The sequence below is a fragment of the Streptomyces sp. NPDC050703 genome (assembly GCF_040654435.1).
Lineage (GTDB): Bacteria > Actinomycetota > Actinomycetes > Streptomycetales > Streptomycetaceae > Streptomyces.
The window spans coordinates 153,541-174,702 of record NZ_JBFAHX010000013.1 but is presented as its reverse complement, the minus strand read 5'-3'; the positions used below and the strand labels follow the sequence as shown (position 1 = coordinate 174,702).

18 protein-coding genes and 1 rRNA gene are annotated in these 21,162 nt (G+C 74.2%); 13 read left to right on the top strand and 6 right to left on the bottom strand.

Annotation, left to right across the window (positions count from 1 at the left end):
• Positions 1-201: 201 nt before the first annotated feature.
• From rrf to AB0I16_RS15380, 3 genes are all read left to right on the top strand, one after another.
• A 5S ribosomal RNA gene (gene rrf, locus AB0I16_RS15390) occupies positions 202-318 on the top strand.
• A gap of 93 nt (positions 319-411) precedes the next feature.
• The gene (locus tag AB0I16_RS15385; RefSeq protein WP_363249877.1) at positions 412-1,821 is read left to right on the top strand and encodes a hypothetical protein; all 1,410 of its coding nucleotides are present in this window, start codon (positions 412-414) and stop codon (positions 1,819-1,821) included.
• On the top strand, positions 1,713-2,552 hold the full coding sequence (locus AB0I16_RS15380) for a tetratricopeptide repeat protein (RefSeq protein WP_363249876.1): 840 nt from the start codon (positions 1,713-1,715) through the stop codon (positions 2,550-2,552). The genes AB0I16_RS15385 and AB0I16_RS15380 overlap by 109 nt, the downstream gene beginning before the upstream one ends.
• Positions 2,553-2,642: 90 nt before the next feature.
• On the opposite strand, the gene AB0I16_RS15375 is transcribed toward AB0I16_RS15380, so the two are convergent.
• Positions 2,643-3,926: a DUF1015 domain-containing protein gene (locus tag AB0I16_RS15375; protein WP_363249867.1), complete on the bottom strand. Its 1,284-nt coding sequence runs from the start codon at positions 3,924-3,926 to the stop codon at positions 2,643-2,645.
• 72 nt (positions 3,927-3,998) lie between these two features.
• Between AB0I16_RS15375 and AB0I16_RS15370 the strand changes: the two genes are divergently transcribed.
• Positions 3,999-5,063 carry an HAD hydrolase-like protein gene (locus tag AB0I16_RS15370; RefSeq protein WP_363249866.1) on the top strand — a complete coding sequence of 355 codons (1,065 nt, stop codon included), beginning with the start codon at positions 3,999-4,001 and terminating at the stop codon, positions 5,061-5,063.
• Between the two features lie 54 nt (positions 5,064-5,117).
• On the opposite strand, the gene AB0I16_RS15365 is transcribed toward AB0I16_RS15370, so the two are convergent.
• A complete protein-coding gene (locus tag AB0I16_RS15365; RefSeq protein WP_363249865.1) occupies positions 5,118-5,957 on the bottom strand; it encodes a siderophore-interacting protein in 840 nt (279 codons plus the stop codon).
• Positions 5,958-6,354: 397 nt separating this feature from the next.
• On the opposite strand from AB0I16_RS15365, the gene AB0I16_RS15360 reads away from it, so the two are divergent.
• The 3 genes from AB0I16_RS15360 to AB0I16_RS15350 are packed head-to-tail and all read left to right on the top strand — an operon-like array spanning position 6,355 to position 9,334.
• On the top strand, positions 6,355-7,398 hold the full coding sequence (locus tag AB0I16_RS15360; RefSeq protein WP_363249864.1) for an iron chelate uptake ABC transporter family permease subunit: 1,044 nt from the start codon (positions 6,355-6,357) through the stop codon (positions 7,396-7,398).
• Positions 7,395-8,423 (top strand): iron chelate uptake ABC transporter family permease subunit, encoded by a 1,029-nt coding sequence (locus AB0I16_RS15355; protein ID WP_363249863.1) that lies wholly within the window; start codon positions 7,395-7,397, stop codon positions 8,421-8,423. Before AB0I16_RS15360 ends, AB0I16_RS15355 begins: the two co-directional genes overlap by 4 nt.
• A 59-nt stretch (positions 8,424-8,482) precedes the next feature.
• Positions 8,483-9,334 (top strand): ABC transporter ATP-binding protein, encoded by an 852-nt coding sequence (locus AB0I16_RS15350; RefSeq protein WP_363249862.1) that lies wholly within the window; start codon positions 8,483-8,485, stop codon positions 9,332-9,334.
• Here the strand turns inward: AB0I16_RS15350 and AB0I16_RS15345 are convergent.
• Complete coding sequence (locus AB0I16_RS15345; RefSeq protein ID WP_363249861.1) at positions 9,318-9,665, bottom strand: alkyl sulfatase C-terminal domain-containing protein; 348 nt, start codon at positions 9,663-9,665, stop codon at positions 9,318-9,320. The two genes, AB0I16_RS15350 and AB0I16_RS15345, sit on opposite strands and share 17 nt — an antisense overlap.
• 42 nt (positions 9,666-9,707) lie before the next feature.
• Here AB0I16_RS15345 and AB0I16_RS15340 point away from each other — a divergent pair, with 42 nt between their 5' ends.
• From AB0I16_RS15340 to AB0I16_RS15330, 3 genes are read left to right on the top strand one after another with little or no spacing between them, the layout of a single operon-like run.
• A complete protein-coding gene (locus AB0I16_RS15340; protein ID WP_363249860.1) occupies positions 9,708-10,013 on the top strand; it encodes a hypothetical protein in 306 nt (101 codons plus the stop codon).
• A gap of 7 nt (positions 10,014-10,020) precedes the next feature.
• A complete protein-coding gene (locus AB0I16_RS15335) occupies positions 10,021-10,836 on the top strand; it encodes a TlyA family RNA methyltransferase (protein WP_363249859.1) in 816 nt (271 codons plus the stop codon).
• Positions 10,837-10,847: 11 nt separating this feature from the next.
• Positions 10,848-11,753: an NAD kinase gene (locus tag AB0I16_RS15330; protein ID WP_363249875.1), complete on the top strand. Its 906-nt coding sequence runs from the start codon at positions 10,848-10,850 to the stop codon at positions 11,751-11,753.
• 5 nt (positions 11,754-11,758) lie between these two features.
• Here the strand turns inward: AB0I16_RS15330 and AB0I16_RS15325 are convergent, their stop codons facing one another.
• On the bottom strand, positions 11,759-13,117 hold the full coding sequence (locus AB0I16_RS15325; protein ID WP_363249858.1) for an FtsX-like permease family protein: 1,359 nt from the start codon (positions 13,115-13,117) through the stop codon (positions 11,759-11,761).
• A gap of 234 nt (positions 13,118-13,351) precedes the next feature.
• Between AB0I16_RS15325 and recN the strand changes: the two genes are divergently transcribed.
• The 3 genes from recN (at position 13,352) to AB0I16_RS15310 (ending at position 17,370) form a co-directional block, all read left to right on the top strand.
• On the top strand, positions 13,352-15,079 hold the full coding sequence (recN, locus tag AB0I16_RS15320; protein WP_363249874.1) for a DNA repair protein RecN: 1,728 nt from the start codon (positions 13,352-13,354) through the stop codon (positions 15,077-15,079).
• Positions 15,080-15,220: 141 nt separating this feature from the next.
• Positions 15,221-15,991, top strand: coding sequence for a hypothetical protein (locus AB0I16_RS15315; protein WP_363249857.1), 771 nt, complete (start codon positions 15,221-15,223; stop codon positions 15,989-15,991).
• 233 nt (positions 15,992-16,224) lie between these two features.
• The gene (locus tag AB0I16_RS15310; RefSeq protein ID WP_363249856.1) at positions 16,225-17,370 is read left to right on the top strand and encodes a glycosyltransferase family 4 protein; all 1,146 of its coding nucleotides are present in this window, start codon (positions 16,225-16,227) and stop codon (positions 17,368-17,370) included.
• 18 nt (positions 17,371-17,388) lie between these two features.
• Here the strand turns inward: AB0I16_RS15310 and AB0I16_RS15305 are convergent, their stop codons facing one another.
• Complete coding sequence (locus AB0I16_RS15305) at positions 17,389-19,023, bottom strand: PucR family transcriptional regulator (protein ID WP_363249855.1); 1,635 nt, start codon at positions 19,021-19,023, stop codon at positions 17,389-17,391.
• Positions 19,024-19,085: 62 nt separating this feature from the next.
• Positions 19,086-20,915 (bottom strand): glycoside hydrolase family 15 protein, encoded by a 1,830-nt coding sequence (locus tag AB0I16_RS15300; RefSeq protein WP_363249854.1) that lies wholly within the window; start codon positions 20,913-20,915, stop codon positions 19,086-19,088.
• Positions 20,916-21,162: the final 247 nt, after the last annotated feature.

Below are 21,162 nucleotides of genomic sequence, written 5' to 3'. Positions count from 1 at the left end.
AGATCTGGAAGCCCGGTAACGGGTGGAGGTGACTGGTACTAATAGGCCGAGGGCTTGTCCTCAGTTGCTCGCGTCCACTGTGTTGGTTCTGAAACAACGAACAGTTGTGTCGGCTGAACAACGTCACTATCTAAATTGAAAAGTGTGCTTGTTCGCTGCCCTGTTTGAGATCCTGCTCTACAGCGGGATATTTCATAGGGTTTCGGTGGTCATAGCATGAGGGAAACGCCCGGTTACATTCCGAACCCGGAAGCTAAGCCTCATAGCGCCGATGGTACTGCAGGGGGGACCCTGTGGGAGAGTAGGACGCCGCCGAACAATTTTTGGAGGACCCCTGGTCCCAGCGTCCACGCTGGGGCCAGGGGTCCTTTTGTTTTTGTCGAAGCGCGCCGGCACTCCGGCTGCGCGAGAATGACTGCGGTACCGAAGACTAGGAGTCACCGATGTCCACCAACTCTCCCGACGAGCGACCGGAGCGCGACCAGCGCAGCCGGGAAGGTGGCGACCGGGGCGGCTACCGCGGAGCCCCGAGGCGTGACAACGACCGTGGCGGGTTCCGTCGTGACGGTGACCGCCCCGCCTTCCGTCGCGACGACCGGCGCGATGACCGCCGTGACGATCGGCGTGATGACCGGGGTGACCGTGGTGGCTTCCGGCGCGATGACAACCGTGGCGGGGACAACCGCGGTGGCGGGTTCCGTGGGCGTGATGACCGTGAGGGTGGTCGTCCGGCGTTCCGTCGTGACGACCGGTCCAGTGGCCCGCGTCGCGACGACCGTGACCGGGACCGTGGCGGCGACCGCGGCGGGTTCCGTCGCGACGGTGACCGCCCCGCCTTCCGCCGCGACGACCGGCGAGACGACCGCCGTGACGATCGGCGTGATGACCGGGGCGACCGTGGTGGCTTCCGGCGCGATGACAACCGTGGCGGGGACAACCGTGGCGGTGGCTTCCGTGGGCGTGATGACCGTGAGGGTGGTCGTCCGGCGTTCCGTCGTGACGACCGGTCCAGTGGCCCGCGTCGCGACGACCGTGACCGGGACCGTGGCGGCGACCGCGGCGGGTTCCGTCGCGACGGTGACCGCCCCGCCTTCCGCCGCGACGACCGGCGCGATGACCGCCGTGACGACCGTAGGGACGACCGCGGTGGCTTCCGGCGTGACGATCGGCGTGACGACCGGGGCGGCTTCCGTCGGGACGACAACCGTGGCGGTGGCTTCCGTGGGCGTGATGACCGTGAGGGTGGTCGTCCGGCGTTCCGCCGTGACGAGCGGCCCAGTGGCCCGCGTCGCGACGACCGTGACCGGGACCGTGGCGGCGACCGCGGCGGGTTCCGTCGCGACGGTGACCGCCCCGCCTTCCGTCGCGACGATCGGCGAGACGACCGCCGTGACGACCGTAGGGACGACCGCGGTGGCTTCCGGCGTGACGACCGTCGTGACGATCGGCGTGACGACCGGGGCGGCTTCCGTCGGGACGACAACCGTGGCGGTGGCTTCCGTGGGCGTGATGACCGGGGCCGTGACGACCGCGGGCGCGACGACCGCGGGCGCGACGACCGCGGCCGTGGCCCGCGTCGTGAGGACAGCCGTGGTGGCGGCAGGCCCGGTGGGTTCCGTGGGCGGGACGACCGCAGGGACGACCGGCGTGACGGCGACCGCGGGGGCTACCGCGGGGGGCGTGACGACCGGGACCGCGAGCCGATCCGCCGGCTGCCGATCCCTGACGACGTCACGGGGCGCGAGATCGACAAGGACGTCCAGCAGGAGCTGCAGAGCCTCCCGAAGGGTCTCGCCGAGGACGTCGCGCGGAACCTGGTGATGGTCGCCAACCTCCTCGACGAGGACCCCGAGCAGGCCTACGCGTACTCGCGTATCGCCCTGCGGCTGGCCTCCAGGGTCGCGGCGGTGCGTGAGGCGGCGGGCTTCGCCGCGTACGCCAACCAGAAGTACAGCGAGGCGCTCGCCGAGTTCAGGGCCGCGCGGCGGATGACCGGCAGCGTCGAGCTGTGGCCCGTCATGGCGGACTGCGAGCGCGGCATGGGCCGGCCCGAGAAGGCGCTGGAGATGGCCGGTGCGCCCGAGGTGCAGAAGCTCGACAAGGCGGGGCAGGTCGAGATGCGGCTCGTCGCCGCCGGTGCACGTCGTGACATGGACCAGATCGACGCCGCCATCGTGACGCTGCAGAGCTCCGAGCTGGCCTCGAACTCCGTACAGCCGTGGACGGCGCGACTGCGGTACGCCTACGCCGACGCGCTGCTCGCGGCAGGGCGTGAGGACGAGGCGCGGGAGTGGTTCGCGAAGGTCGTCGAGTCCGACAAGGACGGCAGCACCGACGCCTCCGACCGCCTGGCCGAACTCGACGGCGTCGAGTTCGTCGACGCCCTCGTGGACGACGAGGACGAGACGGGCGACGGCAGCCTCCGCGGTGACGGCATCCACGGCGACCGCGTCAGCGATGACGACGACGCTGACGATGTCGATGGCGACAAGGTCGCTGGAGACGATGCCGACAGCGACAGCAACGGTGACGGTGACGGCGACAAGATCTGATCGTCCGCACAGCTGAGAACGGGCGGGGCTCCTTCCGAGGGGTCCCGCCCGTTCGGCATGTCCGGGGTCGTACGGGGGTGGGGAAGCGCGTCAGAACGCGAGACCTCGTAGGACCAGGCCCGTCGCCGGCTTCGGGCCGAAGGACGTCGACTTGCGGGGCATCGTCACGCCCTGGCGGGCCAGGTCGCGGACGACCTCCTCGCGGACCGGGTGCATCAGGACGGCCGTGCCGCCGTCGCGCTCCGCCTTCTCCACCGTGGCCTCGGCGTCGTGGATGTACGCGATGTGCTCGGGGGCGTCAGGGATGCGCCAGACGTGGTCGAGCAGCGTCGAGTGCAGGACCGTCGCGTCCAGGGTCCGCCAGGCCTCGGGGTGGTCGTCGCGGATCGTACGGGCCAGGAGGCCGGGGGACGGGCGGTCGATGAGGTGGAAGGCGCCGTCGCCCGCGAGGAGGAAGGCGTTGCTTTCGGCCGCGGCCTCGGCGAGGACGTCGAGCGCGTGGCCGAGGGGGCCCGCCACCGTGCGTACGCGGAAGGAGTCCCCGATGGCCGCGAGGGCGTCGGCGACCGGCAGGCGGTGGAGGTAGCGGTGGATGGCGCGGACCCGCAGCGGGTAGTGGACGGTGTCGACCAGGAGGACCAGGCCGTAGTCCCAGGCGCTGGGCGAGGGGTGTTCGGCGCGCAGGCGCAGATTGGTCGCCCAGCGGTGGTGGCCGTCGGCGATCAGCGCCTGGTGGGCGGCGAGGCTCGACCGGATCTCGGCGATCTCCGCGGGGTCGGTCACCGCCCACAGGCGGTGGTGGAAGCCGTCCTCGGTGGTGGTGGCGAGCAGCGGCTCGCGCGGGACGACGCGATCGATGACCGCTGTGGCGCCCTTGCTCCGGTCCTCGCCGTCGCTGCGGTAGGTCAGGAGCAGCGGCTCCAGATTGGCCGAGGTCGCCCGCATCAGGGCGGCACGGTCCTCGACGACGTGCGGCATGACGTCCTCGTGGGGCAGGACGACGCCCTCCCCGGCCTCGGAGAGGCGGAGCGCGCCGATGACGCCGCGCTGGAGTATGTCGCCGTCCCACTGTTCGTAGACGTACAGGCTCGGCTCGGTGTCGGGGGCGAGGATGCCTTCGGCGAGCCAGTCGCGCAGGGTGTCGGCTGCCTGCTGGTTGCGGGCGGCGGGGTCGGTGGCCTGCGGGAGGATCAGCCGGACGATGTTGTGCGGGTCGGCGGACTCCAGGTGGAGCAGGCCGTCGGGGCGGACCACCACGTCGTACGGGGGTGAGGTCACCGCGGCGAGGTTGCCGACCCGTCGGGGGACGTACCGCACGCCCCGGAAGGGGATCAGGTCGAGCCCGGCTGCGTCCGTGTGACCCGCTGTGTTCATTGGGGCATCGTATGTGTGTCAGTGGCATGAGCGATGATCGGGGGAGTGGTAGCGAGCGAGGAGCGATGTGTAATGAGCCAGACCGCGGACAAGGGTGCGGACGACGGCGCGGGCGAGGGCGTCAGGACGCGGCCGGCGGGCAGCGGCGAGGCGCTGAGCGAGGCGTATGACACCGCTCTGCTCGACCTGGACGGGGTCGTCTACGCGGGCGGGCTCGCCATCAGGCACGCCGTCGAATCGCTCGGCACCGCGCGCAAGGGCGGCATGCACCTCGCGTACGTCACGAACAACGCGCTGCGGACGCCGGACGCGGTGGCGGAGCATCTGACGGAGCTGGGGATCGAGACGGCGGCGGCGGACGTCATCACCTCGGCGCAGGCGGCGGCCCGGCTGGTCAGCGAGCAGGTGCCCGCGGGGGCGCGGGTGCTCGTGATCGGCGGCGAGGGGCTGCGGGTCGCGCTGCGGGAGCGCGGCCTCGTCCCGGTCGAGTCGGCCGACGAGGACCCCGCGGCGGTCGTGCAGGGGTACGGCGGCCCGGACATGGCGTGGGGGCGCTTCGCCGAGGCGTGCTACGCCATCGCGCGCGGGGTGCCGTGGTTCGCGTCCAACACGGACCTGACGATCCCGAGCGCACGGGGCATCGCTCCGGGCAACGGCGCGGCGGTGGAGGTCGTACGCATCGCGACGAAGGCGGAGCCGCAGGTGGCGGGCAAGCCGCTGCCGCCGATGCACCGGGAGACGATCCTGCGTACGGGGGCCGAGCGGCCCCTGGTCGTGGGCGACCGCCTGGACACGGACATCGAGGGCGCGTTCAACGGCGGGGTGGACTCCCTGCTCGTCATGACCGGCGTCACGGACGCCGCGCAGCTCCTCGCCGCGCCGCCGCGGCACCGGCCGACGTACGTGGACGCGGACCTGCGCGGCATGCTCACCGGGCAGCCCGAGGTGACCGCGGCCGACGGCGGCTGCGCCTGCGGCGGCTGGACGGCCTCGGTGCGCGGCGGCGAGCTGGCACTGGACGGCGAAGGCGAGGCCATGGACGGGCTGCGCGCCCTGTGCGCGGCGGCCTGGACGCAGGCGGGAGACGGCTCCTGCACGCTGGACACGGACAAGGCGGTGGCCCGGCTGGGACTGTGAGCCGGCCGAGGGGCAGGGCTTTGAGCTGCCGGCCCCGGGCCGGGGCGGTGCCGGTCAGGCCGACTCGCCCCGGTCGATCAGCTCGTCGGTGGTGGTGTGCTTGCGCCAGTAGCCGGAGAAGGACACGCGTTCGCGGGCGAAGCCCCGGTCGCCGACGAGGTGGCGGCGGACGGCCCTGACGGTCGCGGACTCACCGGCGATCCACGCGTACGGCGTGCCCTCGGGCAGGTCCGCGCCGCGGACGGCCTCCGTGGTGGCGCCCTCCCTGGTGAGCCAGTGGATCTCGGTGTCCGCCCTGCTGGGCAGCGCCTGACGGTCCGCCAGGTCGCCCACCTCGACCCAGACCCGTGTCGGGAGGCCGGGCGGCAGGGTCTCCAGGATGCCCGCGACGGCGGGGAGCGCCGACTCGTCGGCGGCCAGGAGCAGCCAGTCGGTGTCCTCGGGCGGCCGGAAGTCGTAGGCCGCGTTCTCCTCGTCGACGGGGGCGAGGACGCCGGCGCGGGCGCCGGTCTCCGCCGTCCGCGCCCAGCTCGTGGCGGGGCCGTCGGTGGGCGAGGGGGCCGCGCCGTGGACGGCGAAGTCGATGACCAGCTCATGCGGGTCGCGGCGGAGTTCGCGGGTCGTGTAGGTGCGCATGATGCCGCGTACCGAGGGGTCGAGGGCGCACCAGGCGGCGTACCAGTCGGCGGCGTCGCCGGTCGCGGTGTCCGGCATGACCGGGGCGTCCTGGCCCGGGTGCGGAAGGAAGATCTTGACGCGCTGGTCTCGGCCACCGGACGCCATGCGGGGCAGGTCGGGGCCGCCGAAGACCACGCGGATCATGGCGGGGGTGAGCCGTTCGGCGCGCAGCACCCGGACGTCGAAGTACTGGTACGGGGAAGGGGAATCGGTCATCGCTTGGCCTCTTCGGCTTGTTCGAAGGGTGGGGGGTGGAGGGGGCGGCATGGCGGGCGCGTGACGGTCCGCGTGGCGGTCGGTGGACGCGACGGCGTTCGCCCCCCTGCTTCTCGCGGCGAGCCCGCCCGTCTCCCGTGGCGAGCCCGCCCGTCTCCCGTGGCGAGCCCCCGACGCTGCTCGGCGAGCACACCCGTCCTTCCCGGCGAGCCCACCCGTCCTTCCCGGCGAACTGTCTCGTCGAGTGCCCCGGCGAGCGCTCCCGCGGAGTGCCCCGGCGAACGCGCTCGCGGAGTGTCCCGGCGCGCCCTCCCGCGGAGTGTCCGGCGAGCGTTCTCGCAGAGTGTCCGGCGAGCGCTCTCGTCGAGGCGCTGCGAGGGTAGGCTAACCTAACCGAGTGTTGGTCGACAGTCCCCCAGAACCCCGCGCGGAGACCGCTCCCGCGCCGCCCGGACGCCGCGCGATACGCTCCGCGGGGCTGCTCGCGGCGGTCGCCGTGCTCGTGCTCGTCTTCGTCGCGAGCATCGCGGTCGGCGCCAAATCGATGCCCATGGAGCAGGTCTGGCACGGCCTCTTCCACGACACGGGGACCTACGGCGACGTCGTGGTCGGTGAGCGGCTCTCGCGCAGCGTGCTCGGGCTCCTCGCGGGCATCGCGCTCGGTCTCTCGGGCGCCGTCCTGCAGGCGCTCACCCGCAACCCGCTCGCCGACCCCGGACTGCTCGGCATCAACCTGGGCGCGTCGGCGGCGGTCGTCACCGCGATCAGCTTCTTCGGCGTCACCTCGCTGAGCGGCTACGTGTGGTTCGCCTTCACGGGGGCGGCGCTCGTCGGCGTCCTGCTCTACGCCCTCGGCGGCGCGCGCGGCGCGACGCCCGTCCGGCTGGCGCTGGCGGGCACCGCGATCAGCGCGGCGCTCTACGGCTATCTGCAGGCCGTCATGATCATGGACGGCGCGGCGCTCAACAAGATGCGCTTCTGGACGGTCGGCTCGCTCGCCTCCGCCAACATGCACACCATCCAGCAGGTCCTGCCGTTCCTCGCGGTCGGCACGGTGCTCGCGCTCGGCCTCGCGCGGCCCCTGAACGCCCTGGCCATGGGCGACGACACCGCCCGCGCGCTCGGCGCCCGCCTGACCCGCACCCGCGCCCTGTCCATGGCGGCGGCGACCCTGCTGTGCGGGGCGGCGACCGCGGCCTGCGGGCCGATCGTGTTCGTCGGCCTGATGGTGCCGCACATCGTGCGCTCCTTCACCGGACCCGACATGCGCTGGATCCTGCCGTACGCGGCGGTCCTCTCGCCCGTGCTGCTGCTCGGCGCCGACGTCGTCGGCCGGGTCGTGGCCCGTCCCGCGGAGCTCCAGGTCGGCATCGTGACGGCGGTCATCGGCGCGCCCGTCTTCGTCCTCCTCGTGCGCCGGCGGAAGGTGGCCCAGCTGTGAGGGCGCTGCGTACCAAGGGCGGCTTCTCGGTCAGGCTCGACGTCCGCACCGCGGTGGTCGTGGTCCTGCTCGTGCTGGCCGCGCTCACCGCGGGTGTCGTCCTGATCGGCACCGGCGACTTCGCGATCCCGGCCGGCGACGTCGTCCGTACGCTGCTCGGCCAAGGCGACGCCGGGCAGGAGTTCATCGTCAACGAGCTGCGGCTGCCGCGCGTCCTCGTCGGGCTCCTGGTGGGCGCGGCGCTCGGCCTCGGCGGCGCCCTCTTCCAGTCCATCGCGCGCAACCCGCTGGGCAGCCCCGACGTGCTCGGCCTCGGGCAGGGCGCGACGGCCGGGGCGCTCTCCATGATCGTCCTGTTCAAGGGCAGCGCGGTCGAGGTCGCGGGCGGCGCGCTCGCCGGCGGTCTCGTGACCGGCCTCGCCATCTACCTGCTCGCGTGGAAGCGCGGCGTGCACGGCTACCGGCTCGTCCTCGTCGGCATCGGCGTCTCCGCCTTCCTCACGGCGGTCAACGGCTATCTGCTCACCAAGGCGGACTTCGTCGACGCCGCGCGGTCCGTGGTCTGGATGACCGGCTCCCTCGACGGCCGCGACTGGGACCAGGTGTGGCCGCTGCTGGTGCTCGTCGCGGTCCTGGTGCCGGTCGTCCTCGTGTACGGGCGTCCGCTGCGGATGCTGGAGATGGGCGACGACACCGCCCACTCGCTCGGCGTGCCGGTCGAACGCACCCGGTTCGCCCTGCTGACCGCCTCCGTGCTGCTCACCGCGGCGGCCACGGCCGCCGCGGGCCCCGTCAGCTTCGTCGCGCTCACCGCGCCCCAGCTCGCCCGCCGCCTGACCCGCTCGCCGGGGCCGAACCTCATGCCGTCGATGTTCATGGGCGCCGCCCTCCTCATCGTCGCCGACTGGGGCTCGCAGCGGGCCTTCGGCGCGGACCAGCTCCCCGTGGGCGTCGTCACCGGCGTACTCGGCGGCGTCTATCTGCTGTGGCTCCTGCTCACCCAGCGCAGGGCGGGACGCGTATGAGGCGGCGCGAGGCCGCCGGGCCACCCGTCATGACGCCACCCGTCATGACGCCACCCGTCATGACCAAGAACGACCCTTCGGACCAGGAGCGTGCTGCTGTGAACCGGCTCATCGCCGACGACGTCACCCTCGGCTACGACCAGCGCGTCATCGCGGAGAAGCTGTCCGTCGAGATCCCCGACAACTCCTTCACCGTGATCGTGGGCCCCAACGCCTGCGGGAAGTCCACGCTGCTGCGCGCCCTGTCCCGGATGCTCAAGCCGTCCGCGGGCCGCGTCCTGCTCGACGGCGGCGTCATCCAGTCGATGCCGGCGAAGAAGGTCGCCAAGACGCTCGGCCTGCTGCCGCAGTCGTCGATCGCGCCCGACGGCATCACCGTCGGCGACCTCGTGGCGCGCGGCCGCTACCCCCACCAGGGGCTCCTGCGGCAGTGGTCGGCGGAGGACGAGCGGATCGTGGACGAGTCCATGGAGTCGACGGGCGTACGCGAACTCGCCGACCGCTACGTCGACGAACTCTCCGGTGGCCAGCGCCAGCGCGTGTGGATCGCCATGGCCCTCGCCCAGCAGACCCCGCTGCTGCTCCTCGACGAGCCGACGACGTTCCTCGACATCCAGCACCAGCTCGACGTCCTCGACCTGTGCGCACGGCTCCACGAGGAGCAGGGCCGCACCCTCGTCGCCGTCCTGCACGACCTGAACCACGCGGCGCGCTACGCCACGCACCTCATCGCCCTGCGCGACGGCGCGGTCGTCGCCGAGGGCGCGCCCGCGGACGTCGTCACGGCGGAGCTGGTGGAGCGGACGTTCGGCATCCGGTGCCAGGTCATCGACGACCCCGAGACGGGGACGCCGCTGGTGGTGCCCGCCGCCCGGGCGGGACGCCGGGCCGTGGCTACAGCAGCGACCTGAGCCTGAGCAGGTCCCGGAAGCCCGCCTCCAGCCTGACCCGGCCCGCGGCCCACGCCTTGGCGAACCTCAGCTCGCCGCCGACCATCGCCACCAGGTCGTCGCCGGTCATCGCCAGGCGGATCTCCGCCTTCTCGCGGGGCGGCCCCTGGTGGCTGTCGAGCACCATGATCCGGCCGTTTTCGAGGCGCCCGGTGAAGGTGGCGTCGAGGTCGGTGATGTGGCAGCTCAGCGAGCGGTTCAGGGCAGCCGCGGCCCGCACGTCGCCGTCGGCGGACGCGAGGTTGCCGGAGAGTTCGTCGAGTGCGGTACGGCACTCCGCCATGGTCGCCATCGTGATCGACGGTACCGCAGGGCTTCGCGGTAGCGTCGTGCCATGAGCGACACACAGGCGGGCCAGGAGGCGGCGGCGGAGGCCGCGCCGTCACAGGTTCCGGACGAGCCGTCGTACGACCCCGCGGGTCCGGCCCCCCTCGGGGTCGGGCGCGCGCCCACCGGCGACGCGGACGTGGACGCCCACCTCGCCCGGCTCGGCGACGCCGACCACCTCGCCACGGACGGCCACATCGAGGTGTACGAGGATGTACACCAGGGCCTGCGCTCCGCGCTCACCGCGCTCGACGCGCGCCCCGGCCCTCCGGCGCCCACCGGGGCGCCCACCCCCTCGTACGACAGGAGCTGAACCGAACGTGGCAGGAGTGGCACGACGCCGCCTCGACGCCGAGCTGGTCCGCAGGAAGCTGGCGCGCTCGCGCGAGCACGCGAGCCAGCTGATCGCCGCGGGCCGGGTCTCGGTCGGCAAGGCCGTCGCGACCAAGGCCGCGACCCAGGTCGAGACGGCCGCCGCGATCGTGGTCTCGCAGGACGACAGCGACCCGGACTACGTATCGCGCGGCGGGCACAAGCTCGCGGGCGCCCTCGCCGCCTTCGTGCCCGGGGGGCTGGTGGTCGAGGGGCGGCGCGCGCTCGACGCCGGCGCGTCCACCGGCGGCTTCACGGACGTGCTGCTGCGGGCCGGCGCGGCGCACGTCGTCGCCGTCGACGTGGGGTACGGCCAGCTCGCCTGGTCGCTGCAGAGCGACGGCCGGGTCACCGTGAAGGACCGGACGAACGTACGCGAGCTGACGCTCGAAGCCATCGACGGCGTCCCCGTCGACCTGGTCGTCGGCGACCTCTCCTTCATCCCCCTCGGCCTGGTGCTGCCCGCCCTCAAGCGGTGCGCGGCCCCCGACGCGGACCTCGTCCTCATGGTCAAGCCGCAGTTCGAGGTCGGCAAGGAGCGCCTCGGCAGCGGCGGCGTCGTGCGCAGCGCCGAGCTGCGGGCCGAGGCCGTGCGCGGCGTGGCGCGGCAGGCGTGGGAGCTGGGCCTCGGCGTGCGTGGCGTGACCGCGAGCCCGCTGCCGGGGCCCTCCGGCAATGTCGAGTACTTTCTGTGGCTGTGCGCGGGGGCCGATGAACTCGACCCGGCGGACGTTGACCGTGCCGTGGCGGAGGGGCCCCGTTGACCCAGACCCGAGTGACCCAGACCCGAGCTCGTACCGTTTTCCTGCTCGCCCATACCGGACGGCCCGCGGCCATCCGCAGCGCCGAACTGGTCGTCCAGGGGCTGCTGCGCCACGGCATCGGCGTACGGGTGCTCAAGGCGGAGGCGGCGGATCTGCCGCTGCCCTCCGAGGTCGAGTCGGTCCAGGAGGCGACGGCCGACTGCATCGACGACTGCGAGCTGATCGTCGTCCTCGGCGGCGACGGGACGCTGCTGCGGGGCGCGGACTTCGCGCGCGCCTCGGGGGTGCCCATGCTCGGCGTCAACCTCGGGCGCGTGGGCTTCCTCGCGGAGGCCGAGCGCGACGACCTCGACAAGGTCGTCGACCGTGTGGTCAGCAGGAACTACGAGGTCGAGGAGCGCATGACGATCGACGTCGTCGTGCACAGCAACGGCGACGTCGTGCACCGCGACTGGGCGATGAACGAGGCGGCCGTGCAGAAGGTGTCGCCCGAGCGGATGCTCGAAGTGGTCCTGGAGATCGACGGGCGGCCCGTCACCGGCTTCGGCTGCGACGGCATCGTCTGCGCCACGCCGACGGGATCGACGGCGTACGCGTTCTCGGCGGGCGGGCCCGTGGTGTGGCCGGAGGTCGAGGCGCTGCTCATGGTGCCGATCAGCGCCCACGCCCTGTTCGCCAAGCCGCTGGTGACCTCGCCGGACTCGGTGCTCGCCGTGGAGGTCCAGCCGCACACCCCGCACGGCGTGCTCTGGTGCGACGGGCGGCGGACCGTGGAACTGCCCTCGGGGGCGCGGGTGGAGGTGCGCCGCGGGGCGGTGCCGGTGCGGCTCGCGCGGCTGCACCACGCCTCGTTCACCGACCGGCTCGTCGCGAAGTTCGCCCTGCCGGTGCAGGGGTGGCGCGGGGCGCCGCAGTAGCCGTACTACGTGGCGGCGAGCACCCGGACGGCGCGGCGGCGCAGCACCGCGCGCACCGGCAGGCCGGTGGCGAGCAGGGTGAGCAGCAGGGTGCCCGCCGCGATGCCCGTCGGCACGGCCCAGGGGAGGTACGGGACGGCGGTGCCGAACGCCGTGCGGAGGATCGGCGCCAGGGTGCCGAGCGCGATGACACCGCCGAGCAGCAGCGCGGTGCCCGCCACGACGACGGCCTCCCAGGCGGCCATGGCGCCGACCTGGCCGCGCTTGCCGCCGACGACGCGCAGGAGGGCGACGTCGCGGCGGCGCTCGAAGGAGATCATGGCGAGGGTGTTCGCCGCGGCGATGGCGGCGAAGCCCGCGTACAGGCCGGTGCCCACGTAGTCGAGCCAGACCTCGCCCGCGGTGCCCGACGAACCGGTGTGGTGCCGTGCCGTCGTCCGTATGCCGATCTTGGTGAGGCCGAAGCCGACGACGAGGACGAGCGGGACGACCGCGGCGGAGAAGCGGCGGGGCTGGGAGCGGACGTTGCGCATCGCCAGGCGCGCGCTCGGGCCGAACCGGCCGACCAGCGCCGAGACCAGCACGGCCGCGGGGCCGATGAGGCGCGGGCCGAGGAGCCCGGCGCCGGCGCAGAAGAGGATGAGGACGAGGAAGGCGCCCTGGCCCGCCTCGTCGGCGGGCTGCCGGGACAGGAGCACCGAGACGGCGCACGCCCCCGCCACAGCGAGCACGCCGAGGGGTGCCCGCAGCGGGCCGAGCCCGCGCCGCCCCGTGGCCGCCTCGGCGAGGGCGCGGGCGGGCCGCAGCAGCGAGAAGCGCACCGCGGCGAGCAGGGCGGCGAGCGTCGTCGTCAATACGGCCACGCCGACGCACACCGGCAGGGCGAGCCAGCCGAACCGGAAGACGGCCTCGGCGGGCAGCAGTCCGTGGGAGACCATGCCCGCGTGCCACCACCGGGCGACGAGGCCGCCGAGGGCGAAGCCGGCGAGGGCGGCGGGGACCGACGCCGCGAGGGCCTGGACGGCCACCGCGCGGCGGACCTGGCGGGGCCTCGCGCCGATGGCGCGCACGAGGGCGATCTCGCGGTGCTGCTGGGCGACGGCGGTGCCCATGGTCGACGCGACGACGAATATCGACATGTAGATGGAGCCGATCAGCAGGACGACGGCCATGTCGCCGACGCCGTTCTCCGCGATCCGCCGGCGGGCGGCGGGGGAGAGCCCGTCGACGCCGCCGCCGCTCGTCGAGCCGAGCATCATCGTCGACGCGCTCACCACCGTCGCCGCGAAGAGCGCGGCCACCGCGGTGCCCACGAACGCCGGGCGGTGCGCGCGCAGCGCCGCCTGTGCCAGTCCAGTCGCCATGTCGATCATGGTCGTGGCCGGGCGGGTACGAGGGCCATGGGGCGGGCAGGTGGATCGTCCTGGGGGTAGCCCCACCCCTTCGCGCCCTCGTGCGGAGGGCGGGCGCCGCGGCCACTCCGGCGGGTGACAGCGGCCCCGGCGGCCCCGCCGCCACCTGCGCCTTCGCCGGAGGAGCGCGGGGGCCGTCGCACACCGGGCCCGTGACCTCGTAAGGTCGTGTCCGTGTTGGAGGAGATGCGGATACGGTCGCTCGGAGTCATCGACGACGCTGTCGTCGAGCTCTCGCCAGGATTCACCGCCGTGACGGGTGAGACCGGCGCGGGCAAGACGATGGTGGTCACGAGCCTTGGCCTGTTGCTCGGCGGGCGCGCGGACGCCGCCCTGGTGCGGATCGGCGCGAAGTCGGCGGTCGTCGAAGGGCGCATCGCCGTGCCCGCGGGCTCCCCCGCGGTCGTGCGGGCCGAGGAGGCAGGGGCCGAACTGGACGACGGGGCGCTGCTCGTCAGCAGAACCGTCTCGGCGGAGGGACGCTCCAGAGCCCACCTCGGCGGGCGCTCGGTGCCGGTCGGACTCCTCTCCGAACTCGCCGACGACCTCGTCGCCGTGCACGGCCAGACCGACCAGCAGGGCCTGCTGAAGCCGGCCAGGCAGCGCGGCGCCCTCGACCGGTACGCGGGCGACGCCGTCGCCGTGCCGCTGGCCAAGTACACCTCCGCCTACCGCAGGCTGCGGGCCGTCACCGCCGAGGTCGACGAGATCACCACGCGCGCGCGGGAGCGCGCCCAGGAGGCGGACCTGCTCCGCTTCGGCCTGGAGGAGATCGCCGCCGTCGAGCCGAGGGCGGGCGAGGACACCGAACTCGCCGCGGAGGCCGAGCGGCTCGGGCACGCCGAGGCGCTCGCGTCCGCCGCCACGTCCGCGCACGCCGCGCTCGCGGGCAACCCCGAGGACCCCGAGGGCGTCGACGCCTCGACGCTGGTCGCCGGCGCCTCGCGGGCCCTGGAGGCCGTACGGTCGCACGATCCCGCCCTGTCCGCCCTCGCCGACCGGCTGGGCGAGATCGGCATCCTGCTCGGCGACGTGGCGGGCGAACTGGCCGGGTACGCCGACGACCTGGACGCCGACCCGCTGCGGCTCGCCGCGGTCGAGGAGCGGCGGGCCGCGCTGACCCAGCTCACCCGGAAGTACGGCGCCGACATCGACGCCGTCCTCGCCTGGGCCGAGGAGGGCGCGGCGCGCCTCACCGAACTGGAGGGCGACGACGACCGCCTCGGCGAGCTGGTCGCCGAGCGGGACGCCCTGCGCGGCGAGCTGGCCGGACTCGCGCAGGCGCTGACCGACGCCCGGCAGGAGGCGGCGTCGCGGTTCGCGGCGGCCGTCACCGAGGAGCTGGCCTCGCTCGCCATGCCCCACGCGCGCGTGTCGATCGCCATCAGCTCCACGGAGGTCCCCGAGGGGGCGGACGGAGTGGTGGTCGACGGCCGCACGGTCGCGTACGGCCCCGCGGGCGTCGACGAGGTGGAACTCCTCCTCGCCCCGCACCCGGGCGCACCGGCGAGGCCCATCGCCAAGGGTGCATCGGGCGGTGAGCTGTCGCGCGTGATGCTCGCCGTCGAGGTGGTCTTCGCCGGGACCGACCCCGTGCCGACCTACCTCTTCGACGAGGTCGACGCCGGTGTCGGCGGCAAGGCCGCCGTCGAGATCGGGCGGCGCCTGGCGCGGCTCGCCAGGTCGGCGCAGGTCGTGGTCGTCACGCATCTGCCGCAGGTCGCGGCGTTCGCCGACCGGCAGCTGCTGGTCGAGAAGACCAACGACGGCATGGTCACCCGCTCCGGGGTGCAGGTCCTGGAGGGCGAGGCACGGGTCCGCGAACTGTCGCGGATGCTGGCGGGCCAGGAGGACAGCGAGACGGCGCGGGCGCATGCGGAGGAACTGCTGGCTGCCGCCAGGGGGGACGGCTAGCCCCCCGGGCGCGGCAGCCGCGTCCGCGCGGTGCTCGGGTGCGGGCCGGTCTGCGCTGAGCGCGGTCCCGCGCGCCTGGGGGAGCCTCGCGCGCCGTGGCTTCCGGGGGCGCTGTCAGTGGTGGCTCGTAGGGTGAGCCCCATGGTCGATTCGATGCGTCGCCGGGGTGCCGCCCTGCTCGTCGCCGCTGCCCTCACGCGCGTGGAGGCCGCCGCGCTGCGGGACCGCGCGCCCGGTGGGGCCGCCCGGTGGGAGCGGAGCAACTACGCGGGGCGGCGCGTGGAGCTGTACGCGGGCCCGGCCGCCGCCCTCGGGGCCGCGGGCGGCATGACCCTGCTGCCCGCGCGGCAGCGGGCCGCCGCGGGGATTGCCGTGCTCGCGGCCGGGGCCTGCGGGGTCTACGACGACCTGGCGGGCGCGAAGGACACGCGGCGCGGGTTCCGCGCTCACCTCGGGGCGCTGCGCGGCGGGGAGGTGACCAGCGGGGCCGTCAAGCTCGTCGGCGTCTCGGCGGCCGGGCTGGCCGCGGGGGCGCTGCTCAAGGAGCGGCCCGTGGACAAGGTCCTCGCCGGAGTCGTGATCGCCGGCAGCGCGCACCTGGTGAACCTCGTCGACGTACGCCCGGCGCGGGCCGCGGCGACCGTGCTGGCCATGGGGTCCGTGGGGCTGTTCCGCTCGGGGCCGGGCGGGATCGTCGCCGCCGCCTCCATGGGCGCCGCCGCGGCGGTGCTGCCGGACGACCTCGGCGAGCGGGCCATGATCGGGGACGCGGGCGCGCACGCCCTGGGCGCCGCCATCGGCACGGCCGTCGCCGCAGGCAACGGCCGCGCGGGCCTCGTCGCCCACGCGGTGGCGCTGGTGGCCGCGGCGGCCCGGGGGGACAGGATCAGCCGGGCGGTGGCAGGGGATTGAAAGGTGATTCCGGGGGCACCTGATAGCGCGGTCGCCGGCCGCGGAGAGGGGGTCCGATGGGAACGTACGAGCCCCGTCGATGTCACCCATGTGGGTGATACGCGGCTGTGAGTTGCCCGGCCGCACGCGGAAGTGACCTTTCAGCAGTGCCGGAACGCCCGTGCGGACTGGCATCCTTGGCGCACCATCTCGAACCCGTCCCCTGCCCGACGTCAGCCAGGAGCCTTCGCCACGTGAGCCACGTGAGCAGCCACTCGCCGCACGGACAGACGCCGCTGCACACCGTGCAAGTCCTCGGCGGTGGCAGCGTGGGCAGCGGTGTGCACGTCAGATCGCTGGCCGCCGGCCTGGTCGCCAGGGGCGTGCGGGTCAGCGTGTGCGCCCCCGAAGAGGCCGACCGCGCCTACGGCTTCGCGGACGCCGGAGCCCGGCACGTCCCCGTGCCCCGCAGCGGCGACCCGGTCTCGGTGGCCGCCCTGCGCACCGCCTGCGCCGACGCCGACCTCGTGCACGCGCACGGGCTGCACGCGGCCCTGCGCGCCGCCCTCGCCCTCACCGGGCGCGCTGTCCCGCTCGTCGTCACGTGGCACGACCACGCGCACGCGGAGGGCGCCCGCGCACGGCTGGTCGGGCTCCTGGAGCGGCGGGTCGCGCGGGCCGCCACCGTGGTGCTCGGCACCTCCTCCGGCCTCGTCGACCGGGCGCGCCGCAGCGGCGCGCGGGACGCCAGGCTCGCCGCGGTCGCCCTGCCGGGACTCCGCCGCGCCGGCGCCCCCGCGGCGGAGGACGAACCCGACCGCCTGCTGCACAAGTCCCGTGCCGAACTCGGCGCCGTGGACCGCCCGTTGGTCATGGCCGTCGGCGCACTCGAACCGGGCAGGGGCCACACCCTCCTCCTGGACGCCGCCCGCGCCTGGCGGCACCTGGACCCGCTGCCGCTCCTCGTCGTGGCGGGGGAGGGGCCCGAGCGCCCGGCCCTGCTCCGCCGCATCGAGGCCGAGCGGCTGCCGGTCCGCCTGATCGGGCGGCGCGACGACGTCCCCGACCTCCTCGCGGCGGCCGACATCGCGGTACTGCCCGGCGGCCGTGAGACCCGCCCCGTCCTCGCGCAGGAGGCGCTGCACGCGCGCGTGCCGCTCGTCGCCGCCGCGACGAGCGGCCTCGTCGAACTGGTCGGCGACGCCGCCGAACTCGTGCCGCCCGGCGATGCCGAGGCGCTCGGCACCGCCGTGGCGCGGCTCCTCGCCGACCCGGCCCGCCGCGCCCGGCTCAGGGACAAGGGCGCGGCCCAGGCGGCGGCCTGGCCGACCGAGGACGAGACGGTCACGCAAGTGCTGAGCGTCTACGACGAGTTGACCCGGCCGCTGCCGTTCACCTGACGTCCGCCGTGCCCGCCGCTACGCCACATGCCTGCGGGCCCGGAGCGCGAGGCTCAGCGCGAGCACCGTCTGCGGGTCGTCGAGGTCGGTGCCGAGCAGCTCGCTGATGCGGGCGAGGCGGTTGTAGAGCGTCTGCCGGTTCAGATGCAGCTCGCGGGCGGTCTCCGCCTTGCGGCCCGCGTGCGCCAGATAGGTCTGGAGCGTGGGCAGGAGCGGCGGCTTCGCACGCCGGTCGTGGGCGCGCAGCGGGCCGATCGCGCGATCCACGAACGCCGCGAGGTCGGGATGGTCGCGCAGCCGCCAGAGCAGCAGGTCGATGTCGAGCCGCCGCGCGTCGTACCAGGGGCGGTCGACGAGGCCCCGCGCGGCCGTCGCCGTCTCCGCCGCGTGCCGCAGCCCCGCCGACGCCGCCGCCCAGCCGCCGGCCACGCCGACGACCACGACGGGCGGCTGCGCGCCGGGCCGCCGCATCCCGGCGCGCTCCACGCCCGCCCGCAGCGCGGCGGCGACCCGGTCGGCCACCGCCGGCCGTTCGGACTCCGTACGCAGCCCGATGAGCAGCGGCACACGGCCCTCGACGGGACGCACGCCGAGCAGCACCGGCACGCCCACCGACGCCAGCTCCTCCGCGACGGCCCGCGCGAGGACCGCCCAGCCGCCGCCGGCCGGCAGCCCGTCCGCGAGCCGCATCACCACCGGCAGGAGCGGGCTCCCCGCCGCCACCGGCCGGAAGCCGAGCACGCGCGCCTGGGCGGGGGCGTCATCGGCGTCGATCCGCCCCTCCGCGAGGTCGGTGAGGAAGTCGCCGCGGCCCCGCGCGGCGAGCTCCTCCTCCTGGCGGGCCTGCATCAGCACCACCGCGAGGCTGCCCGCCGCCCGCTCCGCCGCGATGCGGTGCACCGGCAGCGGAGCGGACTCCACGGCGAGCAGCACGAGCCTGGCCCGCACGGAACCGGCGCCGGGACCGCCGCCCGGCACGTCGACGAGGATCGCGGAGGCCGGCGGCCCCTCACCGTCACCGGCGCGGCCCCGCAGCCCCTCCCACACCTGGAGCGGGTCCGCGCACTCGGTGCCCGCGCCCGCGGCGTACAGGAGCTGCCCGTCCGCGGTCTCCAGGAACACCGGGTTGCCGCTGAACTCGGCGAGGATGGCGAGGACCTGCGGCACCCCGCCCCCGCCGAGCAGCGCCTCCGTGCACCGCCTGTGCACCTCGTCGGCCCGCTGGAGCAGCGCGTAGTGGCCGTTGACGATCTCGGTGTGCACCTCTTCGGTGACCGTCACGAACGGCACCTCGCGGTGGAGCTGCACCAGCGGGAGCCCGGCCGACCGCGCCGTCTCCACGATCGCCGCGGGGAGCCGGGCGAAGCGCGGCCCCAGCTCGACGACCAGGGCGGCGATGCCGCGCTCGGCCAGCTTGCGCACGAAGGCCCGCTGGTCGGCGGGGCGGGCGCCGAGGCCGAGCCCCGTGGTGAGCAGCAGCTCGCCGCCCTTGAGCAGCGAGGCGATGTTGGGCACCTCGCCCGCGTGCACCCAGCGCACCGTCCGCTGCAGCCGCTCGGCGCCCGCGACGACCTCGGGGAGCCCGCCGCGCAGTCCCGGGAGTTCCAGCGCGCGCTGCACGGTGATGCCGCCCCGGGGGCCCTGACTTTCCATGGCGCGGACGCTACCGGGGCGCGGGGGGAGACGGCATCCCGGTCCCCCCGCGCCGGCCGGCCTCAGCCGCCGTACGCCCCCGAGGCCGTCAGCCTGAGGGCCGTGTCGATCAGCGGGACGTGGCTGAAGGCCTGCGGGAAGTTGCCGACCTGCCGCTGGTTGGCGGAGTCCCACTCCTCGGCGAGGAGCCCCAGGTCGTTGCGGAGCGCCAGGAGCTTCTCGAAGAGCTTGCGGGCCTCGTCGACGCGGCCGATCATCGCGAGGTCGTCGGCCATCCAGAACGAGCAGGCGAGGAACGCGCCCTCGTCGCCCTCCAGGCCGTCCAGGTTCTCCTCGTCGTCGGCCGTGGGGTAGCGCAGGATGAACCCGTCCGGGGTGGACAGCTCCCGCTGGATCGCCTCGATGGTGCCGATGACGCGCTTGTCGTCGGGCGGCAGGAAGCCCATCTGCGGGATGAGGAGCAGCGAGGCGTCCAGCTCCTTGGAGCCGTAGGACTGCGTGAAGGTGTTCCGCTCGGCGTCGTAGCCCTTCTCGCACACGTCCCGGTGGATGTCGTCGCGCAGCTCGCGCCACTTCTCCAGCGGGCCGTCCGCGTCGCCGGACTCCAGGAGCTTGATGGTGCGGTCGACGGCGACCCAGGCCATCACCTTGGAGTGCACGAAGTGGCGGCGCGGTCCCCGCACCTCCCAGATGCCCTCGTCCGGCTCGTCCCAGTGGTCCTCCAGGTAGCGGATCAGCTTGAGCTGGAGCAGCGAGGCGTAGTCGTTGCGGGCCAGGCCCGTCATGTGGGCCAGGTGCAGGGCCTCGGTGACCTCGCCGTACACGTCCAGCTGGAGCTGGTGCGCCGCGCCGTTGCCCGCCCGGACGGGGGTGGAGCCCTCGTACCCCGGCAGCCAGTCCAGCTCGGTCTCGCCCAGCTCGCGCTCGCCCGCGATGCCGTACATGATCTGCAGGTTCTCCGGGTCGCCCGCCACCGCGCGGAGCAGCCACTCACGCCAGGCGCGGGCCTCCTCGCGGTAGCCCGTGCGCAGCAGCGACGACAGCGTGATCGCGGCGTCGCGCAGCCACGTGAAGCGGTAGTCCCAGTTGCGGGAGCCGCCGATGTCCTCGGGCAGTGAGGTGGTGGGCGCGGCGACGATGCCGCCCGTCGGCGCGTAGGTGAGCGCCTTCAGGGTGATCAGCGAGCGGACCACGGCCTCCCGGTAGGGCCCGTGGTACGTACAGTGCTCGACCCACTCGCGCCAGAACTCCTCCGTCGCCTCCAGGGCGTTCTCGGGCTCCGGCAGCGCGGGCTGGTCCTTGTGCGAGGGCTGCCACGAGATGGTGAACGCGATGCGCTCACCCGGCGAGACGGTGAAGTCGGAGTAGGTGGTCAGGTCCTTGCCGAAGGTCTCGGCCTCGGTGTCGAGCCAGACCGAGTCGGGGCCCGCGACGGCCACCGTGCGGTTGTCGACCTTGTGCACCCAGGGCACCACGCGGCCGTAGCTGAAACGCATCCGCAGGGCCGAGCGCATCGGCACCCGGCCGCTGACGCCCTCGACGATCCGCACGAGCTGCGGGGAGTCGGTGTCGCGCGGCGGCATGAAATCGATCACGCGGACCGTGCCGCGTGGTGTGTCCCACTCCGACTCAAGGACGAGGGAGTCGCCGCGGTAGCGGCGGCGCGCGGCCGTGGGCGGCTGCGCCTGTGGGTCATAGGCCGGCCCGAGGCGCCAGAAGCCGTGCTCCTCGGTGCCCAAAAGGCCGGCGAAAATGGCGTGAGAGTCGAAGCGGGGCAGGCACAGCCAGTCGACTGTCCCGTCCCGGCAGACCAGGGCTGCGGTCTGCATGTCTCCGATGAGTGCGTAGTCCTCGATGCGCCCGGCCACGTGCATCTCCAGTCGAACGGCCACGTTCGCCCCGCGGGGCGCTTACTTACAGGTCAGCGGTCAAGTGATCGTTGACGAGCGCTTGTTCCGGGTGCAAGGCGTGAGTGGTGCCGTGTGCCGGATGGGGGCTCGGCAGCGAGTGTCCGAGCAGGATACGACGCCCTTTGATGATCTGCGCGCCCCTCCCGGCAACGAGCTGCGGCCGAACGGGTGAGCGGCAGGTGAGAGGCCCTGTACCTGCGTGTTCTCCAGGCGTGCCTCTCTTGTGACG